This is a genomic window from Microbacterium sp. HD4P20, from assembly GCF_019449275.2.
Lineage (GTDB): Bacteria > Actinomycetota > Actinomycetes > Actinomycetales > Microbacteriaceae > Microbacterium.
Window position 1 is genome coordinate 131,380 of record NZ_JAHZQZ020000014.1, and the last position, 23,201, is coordinate 154,580.

Genomic DNA, 23,201 nt, shown 5'->3' on the forward strand with positions numbered 1-23,201 from the left:
TTTCGCTCGCGTAGAATCGGGGGATCATGGCGACTTTCGGCACTCTCTCCGACCGGCTCACCGAGACCTTCCGCAACCTCCGCAAGAAGGGGCAGCTCACGCCCGCGGACGTCGACGGCACCGTCCGCGAGATCCGGCGCGCGCTGCTGGACGCGGACGTGGCGCTGCCGGTCGTCAAGGACTTCACCGCGAAGGTGCGCGAGCGGGCACTGGGCGACGAGGTCAACCGGGCACTCAACCCGGCGCAGCAGGTCGTGCAGATCGTCAATGAGGAGCTCGTGGCGATCCTCGGCGGCGAGCAGCGCCGCCTGCAGTTCGCGAAGAACCCACCGACGGTGATCATGCTCGCGGGACTGCAGGGCTCGGGAAAGACGACATTCGCCGGCAAGCTCGCGCACCAGCTCGAGAAGGACGGCCATACGCCGCTCCTCGTCGCCGCCGATCTGCAGCGGCCGAACGCGGTCAACCAGCTGCAGGTCGTTGCCGAGCGCGCCGGTGCCGCGATCTACGCCCCCGAACCGGGCAATGGCGTCGGAGACCCGGTGCGCGTCGCACGCGACGGCGTCGAGGTCGCCCGCCGCCAGCAGCACGACGTCGTGATCATCGACACCGCGGGCCGCCTCGGCGTCGACGCCGAGCTCATGAAGCAGGCAGCCGACATCCGCAAGGCCACCGAGCCGGATGAGGTGCTGTTCGTCATCGACGCGATGATCGGACAGGATGCCGTCAACACGGCCAAGGCCTTCCAGGATGGGGTCGACTTCACCGGGGTGGTGCTCTCGAAGCTCGACGGCGACGCCCGAGGTGGCGCTGCACTGTCGGTCGCGTCGGTCACCGGCCGGCCCATCATCTACGCGTCCACCGGTGAAGGCCTCGACGACCTCGAGGCGTTCCACCCCGACCGCATGGCGTCGCGCATCCTCGACCTGGGCGACATCCTGACCCTCATCGAGCAGGCCCAGCAGGCCTTCGACGAGGAAGAGGCGATGAAGGTCGCCGAGAAGCTCGCCAGCGAGACCTTCACGCTCGAGGACTTCCTCGAGCAGATGCAGCAGATGAAGAAGATGGGCTCCATGAAGAAGATGCTCGGGATGCTCCCGGGCATGGGGTCCATGAAGGATCAGCTCGAGAACTTCGACGAGCGCGAGATCGACCGCACGGAGGCCATCATCCGGTCGATGACGCCGGGGGAGCGGCGCAACCCGAAGGTGCTCAACGGCTCGCGGCGCTTGCGCATCGCCCGGGGTTCCGGCATGACCGTGACGGACGTGAACCAGCTCGTGCAGCGCTTCGAGCAGGCCGCGAAGATGATGAAGACGGTCGCCCGCGGCGGCGTGCCGAACATTCCAGGAATGGGCCCGGTGCCCGGCGCCGGTCGTCCCGGTGCCTCATCCAAGCGGGGCAAGCAGCAGAAGGCGAAGGGATCGCGGTCCGGCAACCCCGCCAAGCGCGCGGCTGAGAACGCGGGCATCGCACAGACTCCGCAGGCTCCGACGGGATCCGGCTTCGGCTTGGGCGGCGCGTCGCAGGGCGCACCGAGCGAGGCCGATCTGGCTGAGCTGCAGAAGCTCCTCGGCCGCGGCTGACCTCCCGGTTCGGATGCTGAGGGGGCAGCGATGCCGCGGCGGGCGAAGCATCCGCCTCGGCCTGCGCGAAATCAGGTGATCTCACCGAGGTAGGACGATCTGCGCCGAATCGTCCTGCGCTCATGAAATCACCTGATCTCGCGAAGATGCAGGCGCTGGGCGATGGCCCTCAGAATCGTGTCGACCACGTGCTCCCACTGGAAGAACACCTGGGCATAGTCGAACCGCAGCACCGTGTAGCCCAGGAGTGCGAGTCGCGCGTCCGCTTCGAGATCGCGTCGACGCGCTGCCGCCGAACTGTGAAACTCGAAGCCGTCGAGCTGCACCAGCAACGATCGGCCGATGACACCGTCGATCGCATGACCATCGATCCTCACCGGCTGCCGGACCTTCACGCCGACGAGGCGAAGGCCATGGACGAAGCGCGTCTCCAAGCCGGAGTCGGACAAATCCCCGGCGACCTGCGCGTATTCGGTGGCGGCTGAACTGCGCCACGCCACCCGCCGGAGCTCGACGAGGTTCACGTGCTTCGCGCGAATCGCCGACTCCCAGACAGCGAGTGCATCGCCCGGGCTGACGCATCGGGCCCCCGGGCATCCCGTCATCACCGTCACGAGATCAGGGGATCTCACCGGGGTAGGACAATTCGCCGGAAGTCGTCCTGCGCTCGTGAGATCACCTGATCTCGTCACGGGAGGGCGGGCGGATGCGGACGGGAGGGAGGGCGGGCGGATGCGGACGGGCGGGCGGATGCGGGCGGGCGAGGCCGATCTGGCCGAGTGGCAGAAGCTCCTCGGCCGCGGCCGAACCCGGCGCGCCGAGGCTCGTCCGGCGCTGGTGTCAGCTGGAGGCGAGGTGGTCGCGAAGAGTGGGGCCGGATCGGAACTCGCCGACGAGGTGGCTCACCACCGCACGCAGGTCGCCGTCGGCGGCGTCGGCGACCGCGAGTTGTCGAGAGTAACTCGCACCCTCGGTGAGGATCGTCTCGATGCCGGCGAGCTCGCGCGCGCACTTCAGCTCGACCGCGATGTCGGCGACCTGCTCCAGGGTCTCGCGCAGGTGCTCGACGACCGGGCGCTGGGTGCCTTGCTGGTCGACGATCACCCGGGCATCGAGGCCGTACCGGGCCGCACGCCACTTGTTCTCGCGGGTGAACCAGGGCCGGATCGTCTCCAGCGGCAGTCCTTCGTCGAGTCGCCGGGAGAACATCTCGACCAGCACCTGCACGAGCGCCGCGACCGCGGCGAGTTCTGGCAGCGTCGACATGCCGTCGCACGCCCGCACCTCGATCGTCCCCCATCGGGGAGCGGGACGGATGTCCCACCGCACCTCGGTGACATCCTCGATCACCCCGGTGCCCACCATGTCGTCGAGATACCGCTCGAACTGCGACCAGTCCTGGAGCGGCCAGGGCAGACCGGCGGTCGGCAGCTGCTGGAAAACCAGCGCGCGGTTCGAGGCGTAGCCGGTGCGCTCCCCTGCCCAGAACGGGCTCGAAGCCGACAGCGCCTGCAGGTGCGGCAGGTACACCGACAGGGCGTTGATGATGGGGAAGACCTTGTTGACGTCGTCGACGCCGACGTGGACGTGGATGCCCCAGATCATCATGTTGCGCCCCCACCACTGAGTGCGCTCGATGAGTTTGAGGTAACGCGTCTTGTCGGTCACCTGCTGGTCGTACCACTGCGCGAACGGGTGGCTTCCCGCGCACAGCAGGTCGATACCGTGCGGGTCGGCGAACGTGCGGACGGCGGCGATGGCGTCGGCGATGTCGTCCACGGCGGCGGCCACGGTGTCTCCGACGCCACTGGTCACTTCGACCGTGTTGGTGAGGAGCTCCCCGGTCACGGTGTATCGCTCCAGCGCGGATGCCTCTTCGACCGTCTCGAGGATCTCGGGTGCCCGCGGGGCCAGATCGCCGGTCTCGACGTCAGCGAGCATGATCTCCCACTCCAGCCCGACGGAGGAACGGGCGGATGTCGCGAAGGGCACCGTCATCCGCACATTGTGGCATGAGTACCCGTCGGCGCCGGGCTGGGCGGGGCGGATCGTCGTCGGTTCGCGACCGGCAGGAGCATCTGGCAGAATAAAGGGTCGGACCGGCCGCTCGACCCTCTATCCAGCGTGCTGATCCTCCTCAGAGCTTCCGCCGGGTGTGCACCCCACGCTCCAGGCGACAAGGTTCGTTCACTTTCCACACATTCAGGAGAATCGTGGCTGTCAAGATCCGTCTCAAGCGCCTCGGCAAGATCCGTGCGCCGTACTACCGCATCGTCGTGGCCGACTCGCGCACCAAGCGCGATGGCCGTGTCATCGAAGAGATCGGCAAGTACCACCCCACCGAGGAGCCGTCGCTGATCGAGGTCGACTCCGAGCGCGCGCAGTACTGGCTCGGCGTCGGCGCCCAGCCGACCGAGCAGGTCCGCGCCCTGCTCAAGCTCACAGGCGACTGGGGCCGCTTCAAGGGCGACGCGAACGCGGTGTCGACCGTGAAGACCGCCGAGGCGAAGCAGCCCTTCGAGATCGACTCCGCCAAGAAGTCGGTCGTCAAGCCCAAGGCCAAGAAGACCGAGGAGCCCGCCGCGGCTCCCGCCGACGACGCGGCCTCTGAGGCCGTCGAGTCGACCGAGGCGTAGTCCGTTGCTCGCCGCCGCGCTCGAGCACGTCGTCAAGGGGATCGTGGATCACCCGGACGCTGTGCGCATCGACTCCTCGACGTCGCCGCGAGGTGACGTCCTCGAGGTGCACGTCCACCCCGATGACCGGGGTCGCGTGATCGGGCGCGGCGGCCGCACGGCCAAAGCCCTGCGCACCCTCATCGGCTCGCTCGCCGACGGGCGCCGTGTCCGCGTCGACGTCGCGGACGACTGAGGTGACGGACGAAGAGGCCTCGACGCAGCCAGGCGCTGCATCGACGCCGCCCAAGAGCACGCCGCCGGCCGGCAAGACGCAGCTGCGGGTCGGTCGGCTCGTCAAGGCACACGGGCTCAAGGGTGCGATCAAGCTCGAGCTCTACACCGACGATCCCGACGGGCGCTTCGTTCCCGGCGCCACGTTCACCCTGCAGGTGCCCGAATCGTCGCCGTGGCACGGTAAGCCGCTGACGGTCCGCGAGTTCAAGTGGATGAACAGCCACCCCGTCGCCTTCTTCGAAGGCGTCGAGGACCGCAGTGCGGCTGAGGAGCTGATCCGCGCGATCCTCTGGGTGGACGAAGACGCCGACTCCGCGCCCACCGAAGACGACGCGTGGTTCGATCACCAACTGGTCGGTCTCGACGTGGTCCGCGACGGCGTCTCGGTCGGGCGCGTCGTGCGTGTCGAGCACTTTCCTGCGCAGGACCTGCTGATCGTCCGGCGTTCCGGGGGCTCGGCCGCCTCCGACGACGAAGTGCTCGTGCCGTTCGTCAAGGCGATCGTCCCCGAGGTCGACGTGGCCGCCGGCCGCGTCGTCGTCACTCCGCCCCCCGGACTGTTCGAAGACCTCCCCGCCGACGGCGACGACTAGCGGCCCGAGCCCGAGCATCCCGCCGAGAGCGCGTCCGACGAGGCCTGAGCAGGCTCACTTCGAAGCGGACGGCCGCGTGCAGCAGATGTGATCTGCGGGAAACACGGCGGGAAACGTCCCGGAACCTCCGTGGCGGATCATCGGAGGCATGGGCGCAGCCGCAGGTCTTCCAGGTTCTCCGGCCACCCGGCCGGCGGAAGACGCGCGCCCGGGTGCCGTCCGCACGGTGTGCTCGTACTGCGGGGTCGGGTGCGGCATCACCGTGACGACGACCGGTGGCGGGCCAGGGCATGCCCTCTCCATCGCGAAGGTCTCGGGTGACACGGCGCATCCCACGAACAGCGGTCGGCTGTGCACGAAAGGCGCCACCCACGCGGATCTGATGCGGTCGCCCGGCCGGATGACGACCGCGCACATCCGTCCGGGGCGGGGCGAGGACGCGGTGCCGGTTCCTCTCGACGAGGCGGTGGCGGATGCCGGGCGCAGACTCCGCGCGATCGTCGACGAGCACGGGCCCGACGCGGTGGCGCTGTATGTATCGGGTCAGATGAGCATCGAGGCCCAGTACCTCGCGAACAAGCTCGTGAAGGGGTATGTGCGCGGCATCCACATCGAGTCCAACTCACGTCTGTGCATGGCATCGGCCGGCACGGGCTACAAGCAGTCGCTGGGCGCGGACGGCCCCCCGGGCTCGTACGAGGACCTCGACCGCGCCGACCTCTTCTTCGTCATCGGCTCCAATGCCGCCGACTGCCATCCCATCGTGTTCCTGCGGATGGCCGACCGGTTGAAAAAGGGCGCGCGACTGATCGTGGTCGATCCGCGCCGCACGGCGACCGCCGACCGCGCCGACCTGTACCTGCAGATCGCGCCCGGAACCGACCTTGCGCTGCTCAACGGCCTGCTGCACCTGCTCGTCGAGGCCGGCGACATCGACGCTGACTTCATCGCCGCCCATACCGAGGGGTGGGAGCAGATGACCGCGTTCCTCGCGGACTATCCACCGGCACGCGTGGCGGAGCTCACGGGTCTGACCGAAGACGACATCCGCACAGCCGCCCGCTGGATCGGCGAGGCCGGGGAGTGGATGACCCTGTGGACCATGGGGCTCAACCAGTCCACCCACGGCACCTGGAGCACGAACGCGATCTGCAACCTGCACCTCGCCACCGGCGCCATCTGCAGGCCCGGCAGCGGACCGTTCTCGCTCACCGGGCAGCCCAATGCGATGGGCGGCCGCGAGATGGGCTACATGGGTCCCGGACTGCCTGGGCAACGCGCGGTCTTCAGCCCCGACGACCGCGCCTTCGTCGAGCGGGCGTGGGGACTCGAACCCGGCACCATCCGGGAGGAGGCCGGCAACGGCACCATCGACTTGTACCGGCGCATGGCCGGGGGCGAGATCAAGGCGGCCTGGATCATCTGCACCAACCCGGTCGCGTCGGTGGCGAACCGCAAGACCGTCATCGAGGCGCTGGAATCGGCTGAGCTCGTCATCGCGCAGGATGTCTACACCGAGACCGCCACCAACGCGTACGCCGACATCCTGTTGCCGGCGACGCTGTGGGTGGAATCCGATGGCGTGACGGTCAGCAGCGACCGCACCATGACTCTCGTGAAAGAGGTGGTGCCCGCGCCCGGAGACGCGCAGCCGGATTGGCTGCTGATCTGCCGAGTCGCACGAGCGATGGGATACGCCGAGGGGTTCGACTTCGCCTCGAGCGAGGAGGTCTTCGACGAGATCCGCCGCTTCTGGAACCCGCAGACGGGCTGGGATGTGCGCGGGGTCACGTACGAGCGGCTGCGTCATGCGCCCGTGCAGTGGCCGGCACCACCCGACGACGAGGCCGCGCGGCATCCGATCCGCTATCTCAACGACGGCGTCAGCCAGACCATGCGCGTGGAGGCGGACGGCACGGTGCCGAGGCTGGCGTTCGCCACGCCGTCCCGGAGGGCGCAGTTCCTGCCCCGGCCGCACATGGATCCCGCCGAGATGCCTGACGACGACTTCCCGTGGGTGCTGAACACGGGGCGCCTGCCGCACCAATGGCACACGATGACCAAGACCGGCAAGGTCGCCAAGCTCACCAAGCTGAATCCGGGACCGTTCGTCGAGCTGCACCCGGAGGATGCTGGTGCGAACGGCATCGGGGAGGGCGACCTCGTGGAGGTGTCGTCGCGTCGCGGACGCTTCGTGGTGCCTGCCGTCGTGACGGAGCGGGTCCGCCCGGGCGACCTGTTCGCGCCCTTCCACTGGAATGACGAGCACGGTGAGTACGTCACCGTCAACGCCGTCACCAGCGACGCGGTCGACCCGCATTCGGCGCAGCCGGAACTCAAGTTCGCTGCCGTGACCTTGCGCCGCATCGCCCCCGCCGCGGCGTCCTCGAGCCCGGCGGACGCCGCCGCCGAGGCGACGGGCGACCCGGCGTCTGCGGATCGCGCCCTCGGCCGCGTCGGCGTCGACGTCACTGCCGCTCCGAATCCGACCGAGCTGGAGGGCGCGTACCTCGCCGGCTTTCTCTCGACCGTACGCTCGCGCGCGCTCGCGCCGGGGCAGGTGCCGGTGCTGCCCGCGGAGGCCCCGCTGCGTGCCTTGGTCCGATCGTGGTTCGACGGTGTGCTCGCGGGTGCATACGCCCGCACGGCCGAGGGCGACGGGATGCCAGGCTCCGGCGCCGTCGACGAGGTCGTCGTGCTGTGGGCCTCGCAGACCGGCAATGCAGAGGAGTTCGCAGCCACGGCGGCCGCGGCGCTGGCCGCGCGCGGGATCCCCGCCCGCGCGGTGAGCATGAGCGACCTGCGGGCAGCGGAGCTCGCGACGGTGCGGCGACTGCTCGTCATCACGTCGACGTTCGGTGACGGCGGCCCGCCAGACAACGGTGCGGGCTTCTGGAGCGAGCTGAACGACGCCGGAGCTCCCGAGCTGTCGGAATTGCGCTACGCCGTGCTGGCGATGGGCGACTCGAACTATGACGATTTCTGCGGCCACGGACGCAAGATCGATGATCGGCTCGGAGAACTCGGCGCGACCGCTCTGCGACAGCGCGTCGAGCTCGAGCCGGACTTCGAAGGTCCCGCGGCCGCGTGGCTCGCGCAGATCCTCGACACGCTGGCAGAGGGGACGGATGCGGCGAACGCCATCGCCGTCGCCACCGCCCCGCCCACGCGGCGTCTCTTCACACGAGCGAACCCGGTGCGTGCCGCACTCACGGCCAACGATCTGCTGAGCGGGCCCGGGTCCAAGAAGGAGGTCCGGCGCTTCGCGTTCGACCTCGCCGGCTCGGGCGCCGCTTATGAGGCCGGTGACTCGCTGGGTGTCGTGTGCGCGAACAGCGATGCCGTCGTGGCGGAATGGCTGGAGGCCACCGGCGTGCCGCGCGGCACGATCGTCGACATCGACGGCGAGGAGCGCTCGTTCGGCGACGCACTGCGCACTCGCCTGGACATCACGCGCACTCCGATCGAGTTGGTGCGCTTCATCGCGGAGCGCAGCGGCGACAGCACGCTCGCGGCGCTGCTGCGCCGCGAGAACAAGGCGAGGCTCGAACAGTTCCTGTGGAGCCAGCAGGCGGTCGACCTGGTGCGGGACTTCCCGGTGCAGGCGACCGCAGACGAGTGGGCGGGCGTGCTCAAGCGCCTGCAGCCGCGCCAGTACTCGATCTCATCCAGTCCCAAGATGGATCCCGACACCGTCGAGCTCACCGTCTCGGTGCTGCGCTTCGAAACGGAGTCCGGTCGGGCGCGCGGCGGCGTCTGCTCGACGTTCCTCGCGGACGGGGCGGCGGGGTCGGCCGATGTCTATCTGCAGCGGTCGCCCGGCTTCCGCCCGCCGGCCTCATCCGACACGCCCATGATCATGATCGGCCCGGGCACCGGCGTCGCGCCGTTCCGCGGCTTTCTCCACGACCGTCGCGCCGACGGCCACACGGGTCGCAACTGGCTGTTCTTCGGTGAGCAACACGAGGCCAGTGACTTCTACTACCGCGATGAGTTCGAGGCGATGCGTGAGGACGGGTTCCTCACTCGGCTCGACCTCGCCTTCTCCCGCGATCAGCGTCAGAAGATCTACGTGCAGGACCGCATGATCGAGCACGGCGCGCAGGTGTGGCGCTGGCTCGAGGAGGGCGCCCATCTCTATGTGTGCGGCGATGCCACGCGCATGGCAAAGGATGTCGACGCGACCATCGTCACCATCGCCCAGCAGCACGGCGGCATGAACGAGGAAGATGCGATCGAGTACCGCCAGCGGCTCGTCGCCGACAAGCGCTACGCGCGAGACGTGTACTGAGCGCACACGAGAGCGGATGCCGCGGTTCGAGGCATCCGCTCTGTCGTGCGCTCAGTGGTCAGATGCGCTGCTTCGCCAGCGACGCACGCGGGATGACGTAGACCAGCACGGTCAGCAGCAGCAGCGCGCCGTAGCCGGCGACGAACCCGATGAACGCCGCGGTGTAGCCGCCGGTCGCCAGCTGCGACGCGTTGAGCACCTGCGGGATCAGGAATCCGCCGTACGCGCCGATCGCCGAGATCAGCCCGAGTGCCGCGGCGGCCTTGCGCTGTACGCCCAGGGCTTCGGTTGTGCCCGGCTCAATGCCCTTCGCGAGGCCGCGGGCGGAGAAGATGCTCGGGATCATGCGGTAGGTCGAACCGTTGCCCATGCCGGTCGCAGCGAACAACACCAGGAAGCAGGCCAGGAACACCCAGAAGCTCTGCAGCGGCAGCGTCCAGATGAGCCCGAGCGCTCCGAGCGCCATGACGGCGAAAGCCCCCACGGTGACCCGTGCACCGCCGAACCTGTCGGCGAGCTTGCCGCCGTAGGGTCGGGCGAGTGAGCCGATGAGCGCCCCGAGGAAGGCCAGCGAGACCGCCGTCTGCCCGACCTGGAGCGTCGAGAAGTCGGGGAACTGGTCGGCGATGAGCTTGGGGAACACGCTGGCGAAGCCGATGAACGAGCCGAAGGTGCCGATGTACAGCAGTGCCATGAGCCACAGGTGCGGTTCGCGCAGCGCCGCCGCAGACCCGGCGAAGTCGGCCTTGGCCGAGGACAGGTTGTCCATGTAGCGCCACGCGCCCCACATGGCGAGCAGGATGAACGGGATCCACATCCATCCGGCGAGCGAGATGTTCATCGTCGCCGCAGCGCCGGCCGTCACGACGATCGGGACCGCGAACTGAGCGACCGACGTGCCGAGGTTGCCGCCTGCTGCGTTCAGCCCGAGCGCCCACCCCTTCTCCTTCTGCGGGAAGAAGTACGTGATGTTGGCCATCGAGCTGGCGAAGTTGCCGCCGCCGACGCCGCCGAGGGCCGCGACCAGCAGCAGCACCCCGAACGGCGTGTCGGGGTTGGAGACCACGATCCCCAGCAGCACCGCGGGGATGAGCAGAAGACCCGCCGAGACGATGGTCCAGTTGCGGCCGCCGAAGATGGCGACCATGAACGTGTAGGGGAAGCGCAGCGTGGCGCCCACCAGGCTCGGGAGCGAGATGAGCCAGAAGGCCTCCGAGCTGCTCAGCTGGAAGCCCGCCGATGGCAGCATCACGACGACGATGCTCCACAGCTGCCAGATGATGAATCCGAGGAACTCCGCGAAGATCGACCAGCCCAGGTTGCGCCGCGCGATGGAACGGCCCTCGGACTTCCAGAACACCGAGTCTTCGGGGTCCCAGCCGTCGATCCAGCGGCCCGGACGCCGGGTGAGCTGCACCGTGCCGTCGGCGGCTCCGGTCGTGGTGGTGCGGGGCGGAGCATCCGTCGTGGACGGAGTGACGGTCGTGGTCATGACGCCTCCTCGTTGGTGAGTATGGCTTCACGTTATGAAGGGGGTGTTTCCAGCCCATGCCCGGTCCGGTTACTTCTCGGTCACTTCTCCATCACGGGCATGGAGGGACCTCGGTTGGCACCGCGACACACGTCGGAAACACGGCGACGGATGCCGCAATCCCGCGGTTGTAATGTCGATGGCATGCGCGTCGACATCGTCACGATCTTCCCGACGTTCTTCGACGTGCTGGGCGTCTCACTCATCGGCAAGGCCCGTGACCGCGGCATTCTCGACATGCACGTCCACGACCTGCGCGACTGGACCCACGATCGTCATCGCACCGTCGACGACACGCCCTACGGCGGCGGCGCCGGCATGGTGATGAAGCCCGAACCGTGGGGCGAAGCCCTCGACGCGATTCTCAGTGACGATGCCGTGCTGCTCGTGCCTTCTCCGGCCGGCGAGGTCTTCTCTCAGTCGATGGCACGTGAGCTGGCCACCGAGTCCCATCTCGTCTTCGCGTGCGGCCGCTACGAGGGGATCGATCAACGCGTGGTCGATCATTACGCCGCGCACGGACGGGTCCGCTTGGTGAGCCTGGGCGACTACGTGCTCAACGGGGGAGAAGTGGCTGCGATGGCCGTCATCGAGGCCGTGTCGCGTCTGATCCCGGGCGTCGTGGGAAATCCCGAGAGCCTCGTGGAGGAATCGCACGAGCTCGGCCTTCTCGAGTACCCCAGTTACACCAAGCCCGCTCAGTGGCGCGGTCTGGACGTGCCACCGGTGCTCCTCAGCGGCAACCACGGCGCGATCGCCGCGTGGCGGCGTGAGCAGAGTCTCGCCCGGACGCGGACGCATCGCCCCGATCTGCTACCGGAGGAGTGAGCCTCACGCGGACGCCTCGGCGGGGTCCAGCACGTTGAGTCGATAGCCGCGCTTGACCACGGTCTTGATCAGGTCCGGCACACCCAACGCTTCACGCAAGCGGGCGACGGCCATCTCCACCGCGTGCGTGTTCTCGCCCGAGCGCGGTAGTGCACTCTGCAGCCGCTGGCGCGACACGACACCCCCGCCGGCGTCGAACAGTGTGGCGAAGATCTCGGTGCCGGTGCGCGAGAGCGGCACGTGCCGTCCGTCGAGCACGATCCCGCCGCTGCGCAGTTCGAGGCGCCCGGCGACGGTGGGGAGGGATGCCATGTGTCCGCCGCCGAAATGGGTCACCACCGCGCGCACGAGTGACCCCAGCCGTCCGCGCTCGGCGACGAGGGGATCGATGCCGACATCCCGCAGGGGTCCTGCGGTGATCGGACCGACGGCGGCCATGAGCAGCCGTCCGCGTGCGGCGAGCTCCACGACGTCGTCCCGCACTCCTTCGCGGGCGGCCGCGGCCAGCCATTCGGCAGCCCCCGGCGCGGAGGTGAACAGGACGGCATCGACCTCGCCCTGAGCACACGCCATCACCGAGCGCGACACGGCGGCAGCATCGGGGGGTGGGCCCCATCGATACACCGTGAGACTGACCACGTCGGCGCCGTGGCGCTCGAACAGGTCATCGAGCCCGTCGGCACCGGAACCGTGGTGCTGCACCGCGACCCGGCGACCCGCGACGCCTTCCGCGAGCAGGTACTCGCCGAGCTCGGTCGACGTCTCGGATTCGGCGACCCAGTCGGCGGTCAGTCCGGCCTGCTGGATCGCTCCCCGCGCCTTCGGACCACGGGCGACGATCTGGGCACGAGAGAGCGCGGCGTGCAGCGCGTCGAGGAGCCCGGCCTCGTCGGCGGCCTCCATCCAGCCGCGGAAGCCGACGCCGGTGGTGGCGACGACGATGTCGGGCGCCGCCGCGATGAGCGCGCGAGTGGCAGCGACGAGGGCATCGTCGTCGATGTGGGGGATGATCGTGAGCGCCGGAGCATGGCGCACCTGGGCGCCGTGCCGTTCGAGGGCGGCGGCGAGCTCGAGTGAACGCCGGTCGACCGCGATGACGATGGAGCAGCCGTCGAGGGCTGCCGAGAGGATGGGGCGCGGCGGGTCCGCAGGCTGCGCGGCACCGGGTGGAGCAGTCACAGCGATGCGCCGCCTGACCCCGACCGCGCGGCGAGCAGATCGGGCACGAGCATCCCGGCGCGTGCCACTTCGCCGACGACGATCACGGCGGGATTGCGCACGCCGATGCGACCCGCTTCGAGCACCACGGCCCCGAGTGTCGTACGAGTGGTGCGCTGGTCGGCGTGATGACCGCGTTCGACGATCGCGACCGGCCGATCCGCGCCGACACCGGCGTGCAGAGCATCCGCGGCCAACCGCGGAAGCGCCCCCACGCCCATCAGAATGACGGTCGTCACGCTGTCATCGCCCAGCGCGGCGAGGGTCGCGCCGGTCATCTCGGACTGGCCGTTGACGATGTGGACCGCGGAGGCGACGGCCCGATGGGTCACCGGGATTCCGGCGGCTTCGGGTACGGCGACGGCACTCGTGACACCGGGCACGACATCGACCGGGATGCCGGCGGTCACACACGCCGTCACTTCCTCGCCGCCGCGGCCGAAGACGAACGGGTCGCCGCCCTTCAGGCGCACGACACGCTTTCCGGCGCGGGCCCGGTCGACGAGGATCGCGTTGATCTCGTCCTGCGGGACGGGGTGGTGTCCTGGCAGCTTCCCGACGTCGATCACTTCCACCTCGGGCGCGAGATGATCACGCACATCGGTGGGTCCCAGGCGGTCCATCACCACGACGTCAGCGCGCAGGAGCAGGCGCCACGCGCGCAGCGTCATGAGGTCGATGGGGCCAGGTCCGCCGCCGACGAGGTCGACGCGTCCGGTGGTCAGGCTGTTCACGGTTCACCCTCCCATCGCACCAGGACATTCCCGTCATCCACCGCGACGGGCCAGACATGCAGCGACATCGGCTCCTTGCCCTGCGTGTCCAGGCAGGTGCCGGTCCGCAGGTCGAAGACCTGCTTGAACATCGGCGACGCCACGGTGGGGGCATCCTGCCTGGTCCCGACGATGCCCCGCGAGATCACGTTCGCGCGACTGTACGGGTCGAAGTTCGAGACCGCGTGCACACGCCCGGTGGTGAGCAGGAACAGGGCGATCTGCGTGCCCCCGAGGAGGGCCGCACGCCCCCGCTCCACCTCGAGATCATCGACCGCGCACACCCGGACCCAGCCGGATGGGGTCACCGTGTCATCCCTCTGCGGCTCGACGAGCGTCATCTGCGCACCTCCAGGGTCGTGCCGGCGATGAGCACGCCGCCCTCGGCGCGCTCCCGCTCCGTCGCGGGGCGAGGCTGCCCGCGTTCGGCGGTGTACGCGAGTGAGGGGTCGGGCGTGCTGGGGGCGTTGACGAACGACGCGAACCGGCGGAGCTTCTCGGGGTCTTCGAGCGTCGCCTTCCACTCGTCCTGGTACGCATCGACATGACCCGCCATCGCGGCGTCGAGATCGGCGCAGATGCCGAGGCTGTCGTCGAAGATGACCGCGCGCAAGCCCTCGATCCCGCCGTCCAGATCCTCGAACCACGGGGCGGTGCGCTGCAGCCGATCGGCGGTGAAGATGTAGTACATCAGGAACCGGTCGATCGCGGTCAGCAGCTCGCCGTCGCTCAATCCCTCCGCCAGGAGCACCGCATGGCGTGGCGTGAAGCCGCCGTTGCCTCCGACGTACATGTTCCAGCCGGCCTCGGTGGCGATGACGCCGACATCCTTGCCTCGGGCCTCCGCGCATTCGCGTGCGCACCCGGAGACGCCCAGCTTGATCTTGTGCGGAGAGCGCAGGCCGCGGTAGCGCAACTCGAGCTGCACGGCCATTCCCACCGAGTCCTGCACGCCGTAGCGGCACCAGGTCGAGCCCACGCAGGACTTCACGGTGCGCAGGGACTTGCCGTAGGCGTGCCCCGACTCGAACCCGGCGTCGACGAGCTGCTTCCAGATCTCGGGCAACTGCTCCAGCCGCGCCCCGAACATGTCGATCCGCTGGCCGCCGGTGATCTTCGTGTAGAGGCCGAAGTCCTTGGCGACCTGCCCGATCACCAGGAGTCCTTCGGGCGTGATCTCGCCACCGGGGATGCGGGGGACGACCGAGTAGCTGCCGTCCTTCTGCAGGTTGGCCATCACGTGGTCGTTGGTGTCCTGGAGCGTCGCGTTCTCGCCGTCGAGCACGTGACGACCGACGAGCGTGGAGAGGATGCTGGCCAGGGCGGGCTTGCAGATGTCGCAGCCGCGACCCGTGCCGAACCGCTCGATGACGCTGCTGAAGGTGCCCAGCCCCGAAACCCGGACCGCGTCGAACAGCTGACGGCGTGACATGTCGAAGTGTTCGCAGAGCGCGTTACTCAGTGCCGCGCCGGTCTTGGCGAGCTCGCTTCCGACGATCTTCTTGACCATCGTCACGCACGATCCGCAAGCGGCGCCCGCCTTCGTGCAGGCCTTGACGGCTGCGACGTCGGTGCAGCCCTCCTCGTGCACGGCGTGGCGGATCGTGCCCGCCGTGACGCTGTTGCACGAGCACACCAGTGCCTCGTCGGGCAGGTCGCCCGTCGGGGCGGCGACGCCGCCCTCGGGCATGAGGTACGCCGCGGGGTCGCCGCCGAGCGTGCCGCCGACCAGCGGCCGCAGCGATCCGTACGCAGACGCGTCGCCCACGAGGATGCCGCCCAGCAGCGTTTTCGCGTCATCCGACAGGACGAGCTTCTTGTAGACGCCCGCGACCGGATCGGCGTAGGTCACATCCAGGGCGCCGGGCGTCTCGGCGAAGGCGTCGCCGAAGCTTGCGACATCGACGCCCGAGAGCTTCAGCTTGGTGGACAGGTCGTACCCGGGGAACGCGGCGTCGCCGCCGAGCAGACGCGTGGCGGCGACCTCGGCCATCGCGTATCCCGGCGCGACCAATCCCACGCACATGCCGTCGTAGTTGGCCACCTCGCCGATCGCGAGCACCCGCGGGTCGGAGGTCTGGCAGCCGGCGTCGATGAGCACGCCGCCGCGAGGATGCACGTCCAGCTCGGCGCCACGAGCCAGTTCGTCCCGGGGCCGCACGCCCACCGTGAAGACGACGACATCGGTGTGTGCGTAGCTGCCATCGCGGAATTCCAGCCCGGTCACTTGGCCCGAGCGGTCCGGGTCGAGGCGGGTAGTGACCGTCTCGGTCTTGACCGCGATGCCTCGCGACTCGATCAGCCGCCGCAGGGCGTTGCCGCCGGCGAGGTCCAGCTGCGCCGACATGAGCCGGTCCGATGACTGCACGACGGTGCAGTCGACGTCCAGGCCCTGCAGTGCACCCGCCGCCTCCAGCCCCAGCAGCCCGCCGCCGATCACGGTACCGGTCAGTGGCCGGCCCAGTTCCGCGGAGCGTCGCTCCACGAACGCCTCGAGCTTCTCGACGTCGTCGAGCGTGCGATACACGAAGCAGCCCTCCAGACCGAAGCCGTCCACGGCCAGTCGGGCGGCATACGATCCCGTGGCCAGGACGAGCCGGTCGTAGGAGAGGCTGATGCCGCTGCGCGTTGTGACGCGTCGCGCAGTCCGGTCGATGCGAGCCACGGCGTCACCGCGGACGAACCGCAGACGCTCATCGTCGAGGATGCTTCGGTCGAGCGTCAGGTCGTCGGGGGAGGCGCCGGCGAAGAAGCCGGTGAGGCCGACGCGATCGTACGGGTGCCGGTCCTCCTCCCCGATGAGGGTCACGCGCCACTGTTCGTCGGCGCGGCTGAGCAGGCTCTCGACGAAGCGGTGCGCCACCATTCCCGCGCCCACGACCACCACGTGTGTGCCGAGGGCCGGGGTGGAGCGCATGTCGTCACGGTACGCCGCGGATGTTGCGGGGGCGTCAGCGCCATGTTTCGGGCTCTTGACGCGGTCGGGGTGGGCCATGGCATCTCCTGATCGACGTGGGTCTCTCGGTGACAGCGACGCTAAGTGCCGGGTGTTTCCTCACCCGGCGGGCTCTGGTTTCCCCGAGCGAACGTTTCGCTCACAGCTCGGCGGCGCGCAATGTGAGGGGACGGCGCCGCAGCCCAGCGGCCGCCGTCGGTAGGGTTGCGCACAGGCGGTGCGCGCCACACGGCGCGCACCAGACAGCGCACCAGAGCGTGCGCACCGGAGAGGGCGCACGGAAGAGTGTGACCTCAGCCAGGGGGATGACGATGCAGACGTGGCCCGGATCGGCGTATCCGCTCGGTGCGACCTTCGACGGAGGCGGCACGAACTTCGCCCTCTTCAGCGAGGGCGCCGAGCGGGTGGAACTGTGTCTGTTCGGCGAGCGCGGCGGGGAGAGCCGGGTCGAGCTCGACGAGGTCGATGCCTTCGTATGGCACGCCTACGTGCCCAACGTCCAGCCGGGGCAGCGCTACGGCTACCGCGTCCACGGTCCGTACGATCCCGCGAACGGCCTGCGATTCAATCCGGCCAAGCTGCTGCTCGATCCGTACGCGAAAGCGGTCGAGGGCCGGGTCGCCTGGGGACAGTCGGTGTACGGGTACACCTTCCGCGACCCCGATTCCCGCAACGACGAGGACTCCGCGGCCGACATGCCGAAGGGCGTCGTCGTCAATCCGTTCTTCGACTGGGCAGGCGATCGCAAGCCTGCGACGCCGTACTCCGAGACGCTGATCTACGAGGCGCACGTCCGCGGCCTCACGATGCGGCATCCCGCGATTCCCGACGAGATGCGCGGAACGTACAGCGCCCTCGCGCACCCCGCGATCATCGACCATCTCCTGACCGTGGGCGTGACCGCGATCGAGCTGATGCCCGTGCATCAGTTCGTCGACGACGCGGTGCTGGCCGACAAGGGGCTCTCGAACTACTGGGGCTACAACACGATCTCGTTCTTCGCACCCCACAACGGCTACGCCGCCACCGGGGAGCGTGGGCAGCAGGTGCAGGAGTTCAAGGGGATGGTGCGCGCGCTCCATGCGGCGGGCATCGAGGTGATTCTCGATGTCGTGTACAACCACACCGCCGAGGGCAATCATCTGGGTCCGACGCTGTCGATGCGTGGGATCGACAACGCGGCGTACTACAAGCTCGACGAAGACGACCGGCGTTTCTACACCGACTACACCGGCACCGGGAACAGCCTCAACGTGCGCAATCCGCACTCGCTGCAACTGATCATGGACTCGCTCCGCTACTGGGTGCTCGAGATGCATGTCGACGGCTTCCGGTTCGACCTGGCCTCCGCACTGGCACGTGAGTTCTACGATGTTGATCGCCTGTCGGCCTTCTTCGAGCTGGTGCAGCAGGATCCGGTGGTCTCGCAGGTCAAGCTCATCGCCGAGCCGTGGGATGTCGGTCCCGGCGGCTACCAGGTCGGCAACTTCCCTCCGCAATGGACGGAGTGGAACGGCAAGTACCGCGACACCGTCCGTGATTTCTGGAGGGGAGAGCCGCAGGCTCTCGGCGAGTTCGCCTCGCGCCTGACCGGGTCGGCCGACCTCTACGAGCACTCCGGACGGCGTCCCGTGGCATCCGTCAACTTCGTGACAGCCCACGACGGCTTCACGCTGCGAGACCTGGTCTCGTACAACGACAAGCACAACGACGCCAACGGTGAAGAGGGCCGAGACGGCGCGGACGACAACCGGTCGAACAACTTCGGCGTCGAAGGACCGACCGACGACCCGGCGGTGCTCACGCTGCGCGCCCGCCAGCAGCGTAATTTCCTCACCACGCTGCTGCTGTCGCAGGGTGTGCCGATGCTGCTGCACGGTGACGAGATCGGACGAACGCAGGGCGGCAACAACAACGGCTACGCGCAGGACAACGAGACGACGTGGATGGACTGGGATGCCGCGGATCGCCCGCTGCTGGAGTTCACTGCGGCACTGGCGCGACTGCGTCGCGACCACCCGACCTTCCGCCGCCGCCGCTTCTTCGAGGGCAGGCCGGTCCGCGAGACCGGTGATGCCCTGCCGGACATCGCGTGGCTGCGCCCCGACGGCACCCTGATGCGGCCGGAGGACTGGGACTCGGGTTTCGGCAGGGCGATTGGCGTGTTCCTCAACGGCACGGGCATCCGTGAACGCGATCGGCGGGGCGAAGAGATCCGCGACCGCCACTTCATCGTCCTCTTCAACGCCGGCGATGACATCATCGACTTCCACATCCCCGTGGTGGACCGCAGCCCGGACTGGGAGGTGGTCGTCGACACGTCGGGGGAGCGAGCTGACTCACAGCTCGTCAAGCCGGGCGACGTCGTGCGGCTGGAGGCGAAGTCGACCATCGTCCTCAGCGAGCACCCGCGCAAGGTGGGAGAGCCTGATCACTCGGTCGCCGCGTCACTGGCCGCGCTGGCAGCGCACCGGGACCCGGCCCACGCGCCCCCGGCGCAAGTGCGCACCTGAGCCTCGTCCGTGCGCCGCGCGGTGGCTTTCGTGCGCCGCGCGGTGGATTTCAGTCGACGCCGAGCCACGACCGATCGGTCAGCACGATCGGCCCGTCGTCGGTGATCGCGACGGTGTGCTCGGAGTGCGCGCCGCGTGATCCGTCGGCGGAGCGCAGCGTCCAGCCGTCCGGGTCGGTGATGAGCTCATCGGTGGTCTGCAGGAACCAGGGCTCGAGCGCGAGGACGAGCCCCGCGCGAAGCGGGTAACCACGGCCGGCCTTGCCGTCGTTGGGCACGTGCGGGTCGCCGTGCATCTCGCGACCCACGCCGTGGCCGCCGAAGTCGGTGTTGATGACGTGGCCGTCGGCGCGGGCCACCTGCGCGATCGCAGCCGAGATGTCGCCGATGCGATGCGCCGGCGTCGCGGCGGCGATCGCGGCGTCCAGGGCCCGCTGAGTCGTGTCGATCAGTGCCAGGTCCTCGTCGCGGGGCGTGCCGACCACGAACGAGATCGCGGAGTCGGCGACCCAGCCGTCGATGGACACGGCGAAGTCGAGCGTGACCAGGTCGCCGTCGCGCAGGGCGTAGTCGAAGGGGAGACCGTGCAGCACCGCATCGTTGATCGACGTGCAGATCACCTTGCCGAACGGGCGGGCGCCGAACGACGGGTGGTAGTCGATGTAGCAGGACTCCGCGCCGGCGCGGCGGATCAGGTCGTGTGCGCGACGGTCGATGGCGAGCAGGTTCGTGCCCACCGATGTCTCGTCGCGCAGCGTCGCAAGGGTCTCGGCGACGAACCGTCCTGCGGGCCTCATGGCCTCGATCTCGGCAGGCGTGCGCAACTCGATCATCGGGGGGATTCCTCTCGGTCAGCTCCTATTGTGTCCGAACAGCGGACGCCGGGCTGTGAGGATGCTCCGCGCCACGTTCGAGAGGGCGCTCGTGGAGCGCGGTAGGCGTAGCATCGAAGGCATGTGGCTGCGTCGTGCATTCTTCGGCTGGCTTCTTCCTGCCGCCTTCGTGCTGCCCCTGTGGCTGCTCGTGGGCTGGGCGATCTTCAACGCCGGCGGCTGGGCTTTCCTCTGGGTTCTCTTCCTCGCCATTCCGGGCGTGCTCGTGTGGCAGCTCCTGCTCACCCTGTTGGTGCGGGCTCGTGGCACGGTGCGGGCCCACCGGGCCGTGTCGTGGTGGGACGTGCTGGGTTTCGCCGTCTGGCATGCGCTCGTGATCTCGCTGGGCTTCTTCGCCGAGAACTGGTGGGCGCCCGCGATGGTGGTGGCGATTCTCGTCGGAGTGGGGCTGTTCTGGCTCGAACTGTGGCAGCTGTGGAGCGAAGCCAGGCCGTCGCGGCTGCTCATGCAGGCCTCCTCGGGAGCGGCCTACCTCCCGCCGCCGGCTGAGCGGGCCGAGCCTGCCGAGAGGGACGTGTACATCGTCACCGAGAAGCAGTCGCGCCCGTCGTCCTGACCTGGTTTTGGTGGGGTGCGGCATCCATGGCAGAATGGATGTTTGTGCCCTGACAGGCTCTGCCTCAGGGGAACCAGTCCACTCGGCTCTGTGCGGGTGGCATCGGGCACACGACATCCTTTTCCTTCATCCCGCGGTCGACCTGTGGCGGCCGCAGAGAGAGACGATCATGCAGATCCTCGACGCCGTAGATGCGGCTTCGCTCCGCTCCGACATCCCGGCCTTCGGTCCCGGCGACACCGTGAAGGTGCACGTCAACATCACCGAGGGCAACCGCTCGCGTATCCAGGTTTTCCAGGGCGTCGTCCTGGGTCGCTCCGGCGACGGTGTGCGCGAGACCTTCACGGTCCGCAAGATCAGCTTCCAGGTCGGCGTCGAGCGCACCTTCCCGGTGCACTCCCCGGTCATCGACCACATCGAGGTCGTCACCCGCGGCGATGTGCGCCGCGCGAAGCTCTACTACCTCCGCAACCTTCGCGGCAAGAAGGCCAAGATCAAGGAGAAGCGCGACAACTGACGCTCTTCCCGCGAAGCCCCGGACCCTCTCGGTCCGGGGCTTCGTCGTTCCCGGCCCGGCTTCGCGTGTTCCCCACCTGACCTCGGGCGCGGGCATCGTCCGTGCCGGGAATGTGCGACCCTTGATTCAGGCTCGTCGATCCGCGGCGCGCCGGTGAAGGATCCTGCATGACCACCGAGAAGTCGGCTCCCGCCGAACCGGCGCCCGCCACCGAGCCGGGAGCGCAGGCGACGGTCCAGCCGCGCCGGCGAGGCTGGATCGTCTTCCTCCGCGACGTCATCGTGATCATCCTGATCGCGGTCCTGGTGTCGTTCCTGGTGAAGACCTTCCTGGTGCGTTCGTTCTACATCCCCTCGGGCTCGATGGAGGAGACCCTCCACGTCGATGACCGGATCCTCGTCGACGAGATCACCCCCCGGTTCGGCGCTTACGAACGCGGCGACATCGTGGTCTTCCAAGATCCCGGCGGATGGCTCCCGCCCAGCGCCGAGACGGCCCGTCCGCCGGTGGTCGAGGCGGTCGAATGGGTGCTGTCGCTCGTCGGCCTCGCGGCCCCCGACAGTGACGACCACCTCGTCAAGCGCATCATCGGGCTCCCCGGCGACCACGTCGTATGCTGCAATGCGATCGGTCAGATCACCGTGAACGGCGTGCCGATCGACGAGAGCGCGTACATCCGGGTGCCTGCCGGTGAGTCAGCCGCGTCGCGCGACGCCTTCGACGTCGTCGTCCCGTCCGAGAGCCTGTGGGTGCTCGGCGACAACCGGTACAGCTCGAAGGATTCCCGCTACAACACCGAGCAGCCGGGCAAGGGATTCGTGCCGCTGCAGAACGTGGTCGGCAGGGCGTTCCTCGTCACGTGGCCGCTCGACAGATTCGGCATGCTCGACTTCCACCACGACGTCTTCTCCGGCGTCCCCGAAGCGTCTTCCGACGCGATCCCCGCCGAGGAGGGCGTGGCGCCATGACGGTCGCCGAGCCGCGACTCACGCTCGAGCGCCGGCTTCTGCGTGAGCACGCGCTGGTGATCGCGTGCGACGAGGTCGGACGCGGTGCGCTTGCGGGTCCTGTCGCGGTCGGCGCCGCCGTGATCGACGCCCCACGCTCACGCAAGCGCGTCCCGCAGGGGCTGCGCGATTCCAAGCTCGTCCCCGAGATGCGGCGGGCGGATGTCGCCGCCCGCGCCGCGTCGTGGGTCAGCGCCAGCGCCGTGGGCTGGGCGAGCTCCGCAGAGATCGACGAGATCGGCATCATGCGCGCGCTCGGCCTGGCGTCTCTCCGGGCGTTGGCCGACCTCCGGGCGCACGGCGTCGTGCCGCAAGAGGCGATCGTGATCCTGGACGGCAACTACGACTACATCACCCCCGCAGGCGGGTGGGGCCTGAATGTCAGGCCCGTGATCAAAGCCGACCGCGATTGCGCGTCGGCGGCGGCGGCATCCGTCATCGCCAAGGTCGCGCGCGATGCCCTCATGACCGAGCTGCACGACGAGCTGCCCGCGTACAACTGGGCACGCAACAAGGGCTACGCCAGTCCCGACCATCGCGAGGCCATCCGCGAGCACGGCATCAGCGCCCACCACCGGGCATCGTGGTCGATCGTGGACGCGCCGACGCTGTTCTGACCGTTCGCCATACGCGGACCCGGGTTTGCGACGCCGTCCGCGCCCATAGGATGGAGCCACCATGGATGACGACGTCTTCGAAGACTACGACCGTGAGCTCGAGCTCGCGCTGTACCGCGAGTACCGCGACGTCGTCTCGCAGTTCCAGTACGTGATCGAGACCGAGCGGCGGTTCTATCTCGCGAACGAGGTCAACGTCGTGCGCCGCGACACCGAACACGACTTCTACTTCGAGATCTCGATGTCCGATGTCTGGGTGTGGGACATCTACCGCGCGGACCGCTTCGTCAAGTCCGTGCGGGTGCTCACCTTCAAGGACGTCAACGTCGAAGAGCTGACGCGCCGCGACTTCCACCTTCCCGAAGAACTGTCGCTCGACACCTGAGCCTGCTGCGGGCCGGGTCGGCCGCT

Annotated in this window: 20 protein-coding genes; 12 read left to right on the forward strand and 8 right to left on the reverse strand. The window is 68.8% G+C overall.

Annotated features, from left to right (window positions below; translation table 11 throughout):
• Positions 1–26 precede the first annotated feature (26 nt).
• Positions 27–1,586, forward strand: a complete 1,560-nt coding sequence (ffh, locus tag K0817_RS08860; RefSeq protein ID WP_219981104.1) for a signal recognition particle protein — start codon at positions 27–29, stop codon at positions 1,584–1,586.
• A 128-nt stretch (positions 1,587–1,714) separates the two neighbouring features.
• Here ffh and K0817_RS08865 read toward each other — a convergent pair whose 3' ends face one another.
• Positions 1,715–2,110 carry an endonuclease domain-containing protein gene (locus K0817_RS08865; RefSeq protein ID WP_253735269.1) on the reverse strand — a complete coding sequence of 132 codons (396 nt, stop codon included), beginning with the start codon at positions 2,108–2,110 and terminating at the stop codon, positions 1,715–1,717.
• A gap of 316 nt (positions 2,111–2,426) precedes the next feature.
• Positions 2,427–3,584: a glutamate--cysteine ligase gene (locus tag K0817_RS08870; RefSeq protein ID WP_219981105.1), complete on the reverse strand. Its 1,158-nt coding sequence runs from the start codon at positions 3,582–3,584 to the stop codon at positions 2,427–2,429.
• A gap of 215 nt (positions 3,585–3,799) precedes the next feature.
• Between K0817_RS08870 and rpsP the strand changes: the two genes are divergently transcribed.
• From rpsP to K0817_RS08890, 4 genes are all read left to right on the forward strand, one after another.
• Positions 3,800–4,222, forward strand: coding sequence for a 30S ribosomal protein S16 (gene rpsP, locus K0817_RS08875; RefSeq protein ID WP_219981106.1), 423 nt, complete (start codon positions 3,800–3,802; stop codon positions 4,220–4,222).
• Between the two features lie 4 nt (positions 4,223–4,226).
• Entirely contained in the window at positions 4,227–4,457 is a 231-nt protein-coding gene (locus tag K0817_RS08880) for an RNA-binding protein (RefSeq protein WP_168914142.1), read from the forward strand.
• 82 nt (positions 4,458–4,539) lie between these two features.
• Positions 4,540–5,091: a ribosome maturation factor RimM gene (rimM, locus tag K0817_RS08885; RefSeq protein WP_253735336.1), complete on the forward strand. Its 552-nt coding sequence runs from the start codon at positions 4,540–4,542 to the stop codon at positions 5,089–5,091.
• A 148-nt stretch (positions 5,092–5,239) separates the two neighbouring features.
• Positions 5,240–9,382: a bifunctional nitrate reductase/sulfite reductase flavoprotein subunit alpha gene (locus K0817_RS08890; protein ID WP_219981108.1), complete on the forward strand. Its 4,143-nt coding sequence runs from the start codon at positions 5,240–5,242 to the stop codon at positions 9,380–9,382.
• A gap of 58 nt (positions 9,383–9,440) precedes the next feature.
• Here the strand turns inward: K0817_RS08890 and K0817_RS08895 are convergent, their stop codons facing one another.
• A complete protein-coding gene (locus tag K0817_RS08895; protein WP_219981109.1) occupies positions 9,441–10,874 on the reverse strand; it encodes an MFS transporter in 1,434 nt (477 codons plus the stop codon).
• Between the two features lie 183 nt (positions 10,875–11,057).
• Here K0817_RS08895 and trmD point away from each other — a divergent pair, with 183 nt between their 5' ends.
• On the forward strand, positions 11,058–11,741 hold the full coding sequence (gene trmD / locus K0817_RS08900; RefSeq protein ID WP_219981110.1) for a tRNA (guanosine(37)-N1)-methyltransferase TrmD: 684 nt from the start codon (positions 11,058–11,060) through the stop codon (positions 11,739–11,741).
• A gap of 3 nt (positions 11,742–11,744) precedes the next feature.
• Here trmD and K0817_RS08905 read toward each other — a convergent pair whose 3' ends face one another.
• The 4 genes from K0817_RS08905 to nirB are packed head-to-tail and all read right to left on the reverse strand — an operon-like array spanning position 11,745 to position 16,649.
• Positions 11,745–12,920, reverse strand: a complete 1,176-nt coding sequence (locus K0817_RS08905) for a uroporphyrinogen-III synthase (RefSeq protein ID WP_253735270.1) — start codon at positions 12,918–12,920, stop codon at positions 11,745–11,747.
• A complete protein-coding gene (gene cobA, locus K0817_RS08910) occupies positions 12,917–13,693 on the reverse strand; it encodes a uroporphyrinogen-III C-methyltransferase (protein WP_253735271.1) in 777 nt (258 codons plus the stop codon). Before cobA ends, K0817_RS08905 begins: the two co-directional genes overlap by 4 nt.
• Entirely contained in the window at positions 13,690–14,073 is a 384-nt protein-coding gene (gene nirD, locus K0817_RS08915; RefSeq protein WP_219981111.1) for a nitrite reductase small subunit NirD, read from the reverse strand. The genes cobA and nirD overlap by 4 nt, the downstream gene beginning before the upstream one ends.
• Positions 14,070–16,649 (reverse strand): nitrite reductase large subunit NirB, encoded by a 2,580-nt coding sequence (nirB, locus tag K0817_RS08920; RefSeq protein WP_219981112.1) that lies wholly within the window; start codon positions 16,647–16,649, stop codon positions 14,070–14,072. Before nirB ends, nirD begins: the two co-directional genes overlap by 4 nt.
• A 350-nt stretch (positions 16,650–16,999) precedes the next feature.
• Between nirB and glgX the strand changes: the two genes are divergently transcribed.
• Positions 17,000–19,201: a glycogen debranching protein GlgX gene (gene glgX / locus K0817_RS08925; RefSeq protein ID WP_219981113.1), complete on the forward strand. Its 2,202-nt coding sequence runs from the start codon at positions 17,000–17,002 to the stop codon at positions 19,199–19,201.
• Between the two features lie 49 nt (positions 19,202–19,250).
• On the opposite strand, the gene map is transcribed toward glgX, so the two are convergent.
• Positions 19,251–20,033 (reverse strand): type I methionyl aminopeptidase, encoded by a 783-nt coding sequence (map, locus tag K0817_RS08930; protein ID WP_219981114.1) that lies wholly within the window; start codon positions 20,031–20,033, stop codon positions 19,251–19,253.
• A 121-nt stretch (positions 20,034–20,154) separates the two neighbouring features.
• Here map and K0817_RS08935 point away from each other — a divergent pair, with 121 nt between their 5' ends.
• From K0817_RS08935 to K0817_RS08955, 5 genes are all read left to right on the forward strand, one after another.
• Positions 20,155–20,649 (forward strand): MFS transporter permease, encoded by a 495-nt coding sequence (locus K0817_RS08935; protein WP_219981115.1) that lies wholly within the window; start codon positions 20,155–20,157, stop codon positions 20,647–20,649.
• A 169-nt stretch (positions 20,650–20,818) separates the two neighbouring features.
• On the forward strand, positions 20,819–21,166 hold the full coding sequence (gene rplS, locus K0817_RS08940) for a 50S ribosomal protein L19 (protein ID WP_219981116.1): 348 nt from the start codon (positions 20,819–20,821) through the stop codon (positions 21,164–21,166).
• A gap of 167 nt (positions 21,167–21,333) precedes the next feature.
• On the forward strand, positions 21,334–22,134 hold the full coding sequence (gene lepB / locus K0817_RS08945; protein WP_219981117.1) for a signal peptidase I: 801 nt from the start codon (positions 21,334–21,336) through the stop codon (positions 22,132–22,134).
• The gene (locus K0817_RS08950; protein ID WP_219981118.1) at positions 22,131–22,790 is read left to right on the forward strand and encodes a ribonuclease HII; all 660 of its coding nucleotides are present in this window, start codon (positions 22,131–22,133) and stop codon (positions 22,788–22,790) included. The genes lepB and K0817_RS08950 overlap by 4 nt, the downstream gene beginning before the upstream one ends.
• A gap of 61 nt (positions 22,791–22,851) precedes the next feature.
• On the forward strand, positions 22,852–23,175 hold the full coding sequence (locus tag K0817_RS08955) for a DUF2469 family protein (protein WP_168914128.1): 324 nt from the start codon (positions 22,852–22,854) through the stop codon (positions 23,173–23,175).
• Positions 23,176–23,201: the final 26 nt, after the last annotated feature.

Excerpts from the sequence above, each read along its gene's own strand:
- ffh (WP_219981104.1), top strand. The coding sequence starts at position 27 with ATGGCGACTTTCGGCACTCTCTCCGACCGGCTCACCGAGACCTTCCGC.
- K0817_RS08870 (WP_219981105.1), bottom strand. The coding sequence starts at position 3,584 with ATGACGGTGCCCTTCGCGACATCCGCCCGTTCCTCCGTCGGGCTGGAG.
- K0817_RS08890 (WP_219981108.1), top strand. The coding sequence starts at position 5,240 with ATGGGCGCAGCCGCAGGTCTTCCAGGTTCTCCGGCCACCCGGCCGGCG.
- K0817_RS08895 (WP_219981109.1), bottom strand. The coding sequence starts at position 10,874 with ATGACCACGACCGTCACTCCGTCCACGACGGATGCTCCGCCCCGCACC.
- trmD (WP_219981110.1), top strand. The coding sequence starts at position 11,058 with ATGCGCGTCGACATCGTCACGATCTTCCCGACGTTCTTCGACGTGCTG.
- nirD (WP_219981111.1), bottom strand. The coding sequence starts at position 14,073 with ATGACGCTCGTCGAGCCGCAGAGGGATGACACGGTGACCCCATCCGGC.
- nirB (WP_219981112.1), bottom strand. The coding sequence starts at position 16,649 with ATGCGCTCCACCCCGGCCCTCGGCACACACGTGGTGGTCGTGGGCGCG.
- glgX (WP_219981113.1), top strand. The coding sequence starts at position 17,000 with ATGCAGACGTGGCCCGGATCGGCGTATCCGCTCGGTGCGACCTTCGAC.
- map (WP_219981114.1), bottom strand. The coding sequence starts at position 20,033 with ATGATCGAGTTGCGCACGCCTGCCGAGATCGAGGCCATGAGGCCCGCA.
- K0817_RS08935 (WP_219981115.1), top strand. The coding sequence starts at position 20,155 with ATGTGGCTGCGTCGTGCATTCTTCGGCTGGCTTCTTCCTGCCGCCTTC.
- rplS (WP_219981116.1), top strand. The coding sequence starts at position 20,819 with ATGCAGATCCTCGACGCCGTAGATGCGGCTTCGCTCCGCTCCGACATC.
- lepB (WP_219981117.1), top strand. The coding sequence starts at position 21,334 with ATGACCACCGAGAAGTCGGCTCCCGCCGAACCGGCGCCCGCCACCGAG.
- K0817_RS08950 (WP_219981118.1), top strand. The coding sequence starts at position 22,131 with ATGACGGTCGCCGAGCCGCGACTCACGCTCGAGCGCCGGCTTCTGCGT.
- K0817_RS08955 (WP_168914128.1), top strand. The coding sequence starts at position 22,852 with ATGGATGACGACGTCTTCGAAGACTACGACCGTGAGCTCGAGCTCGCG.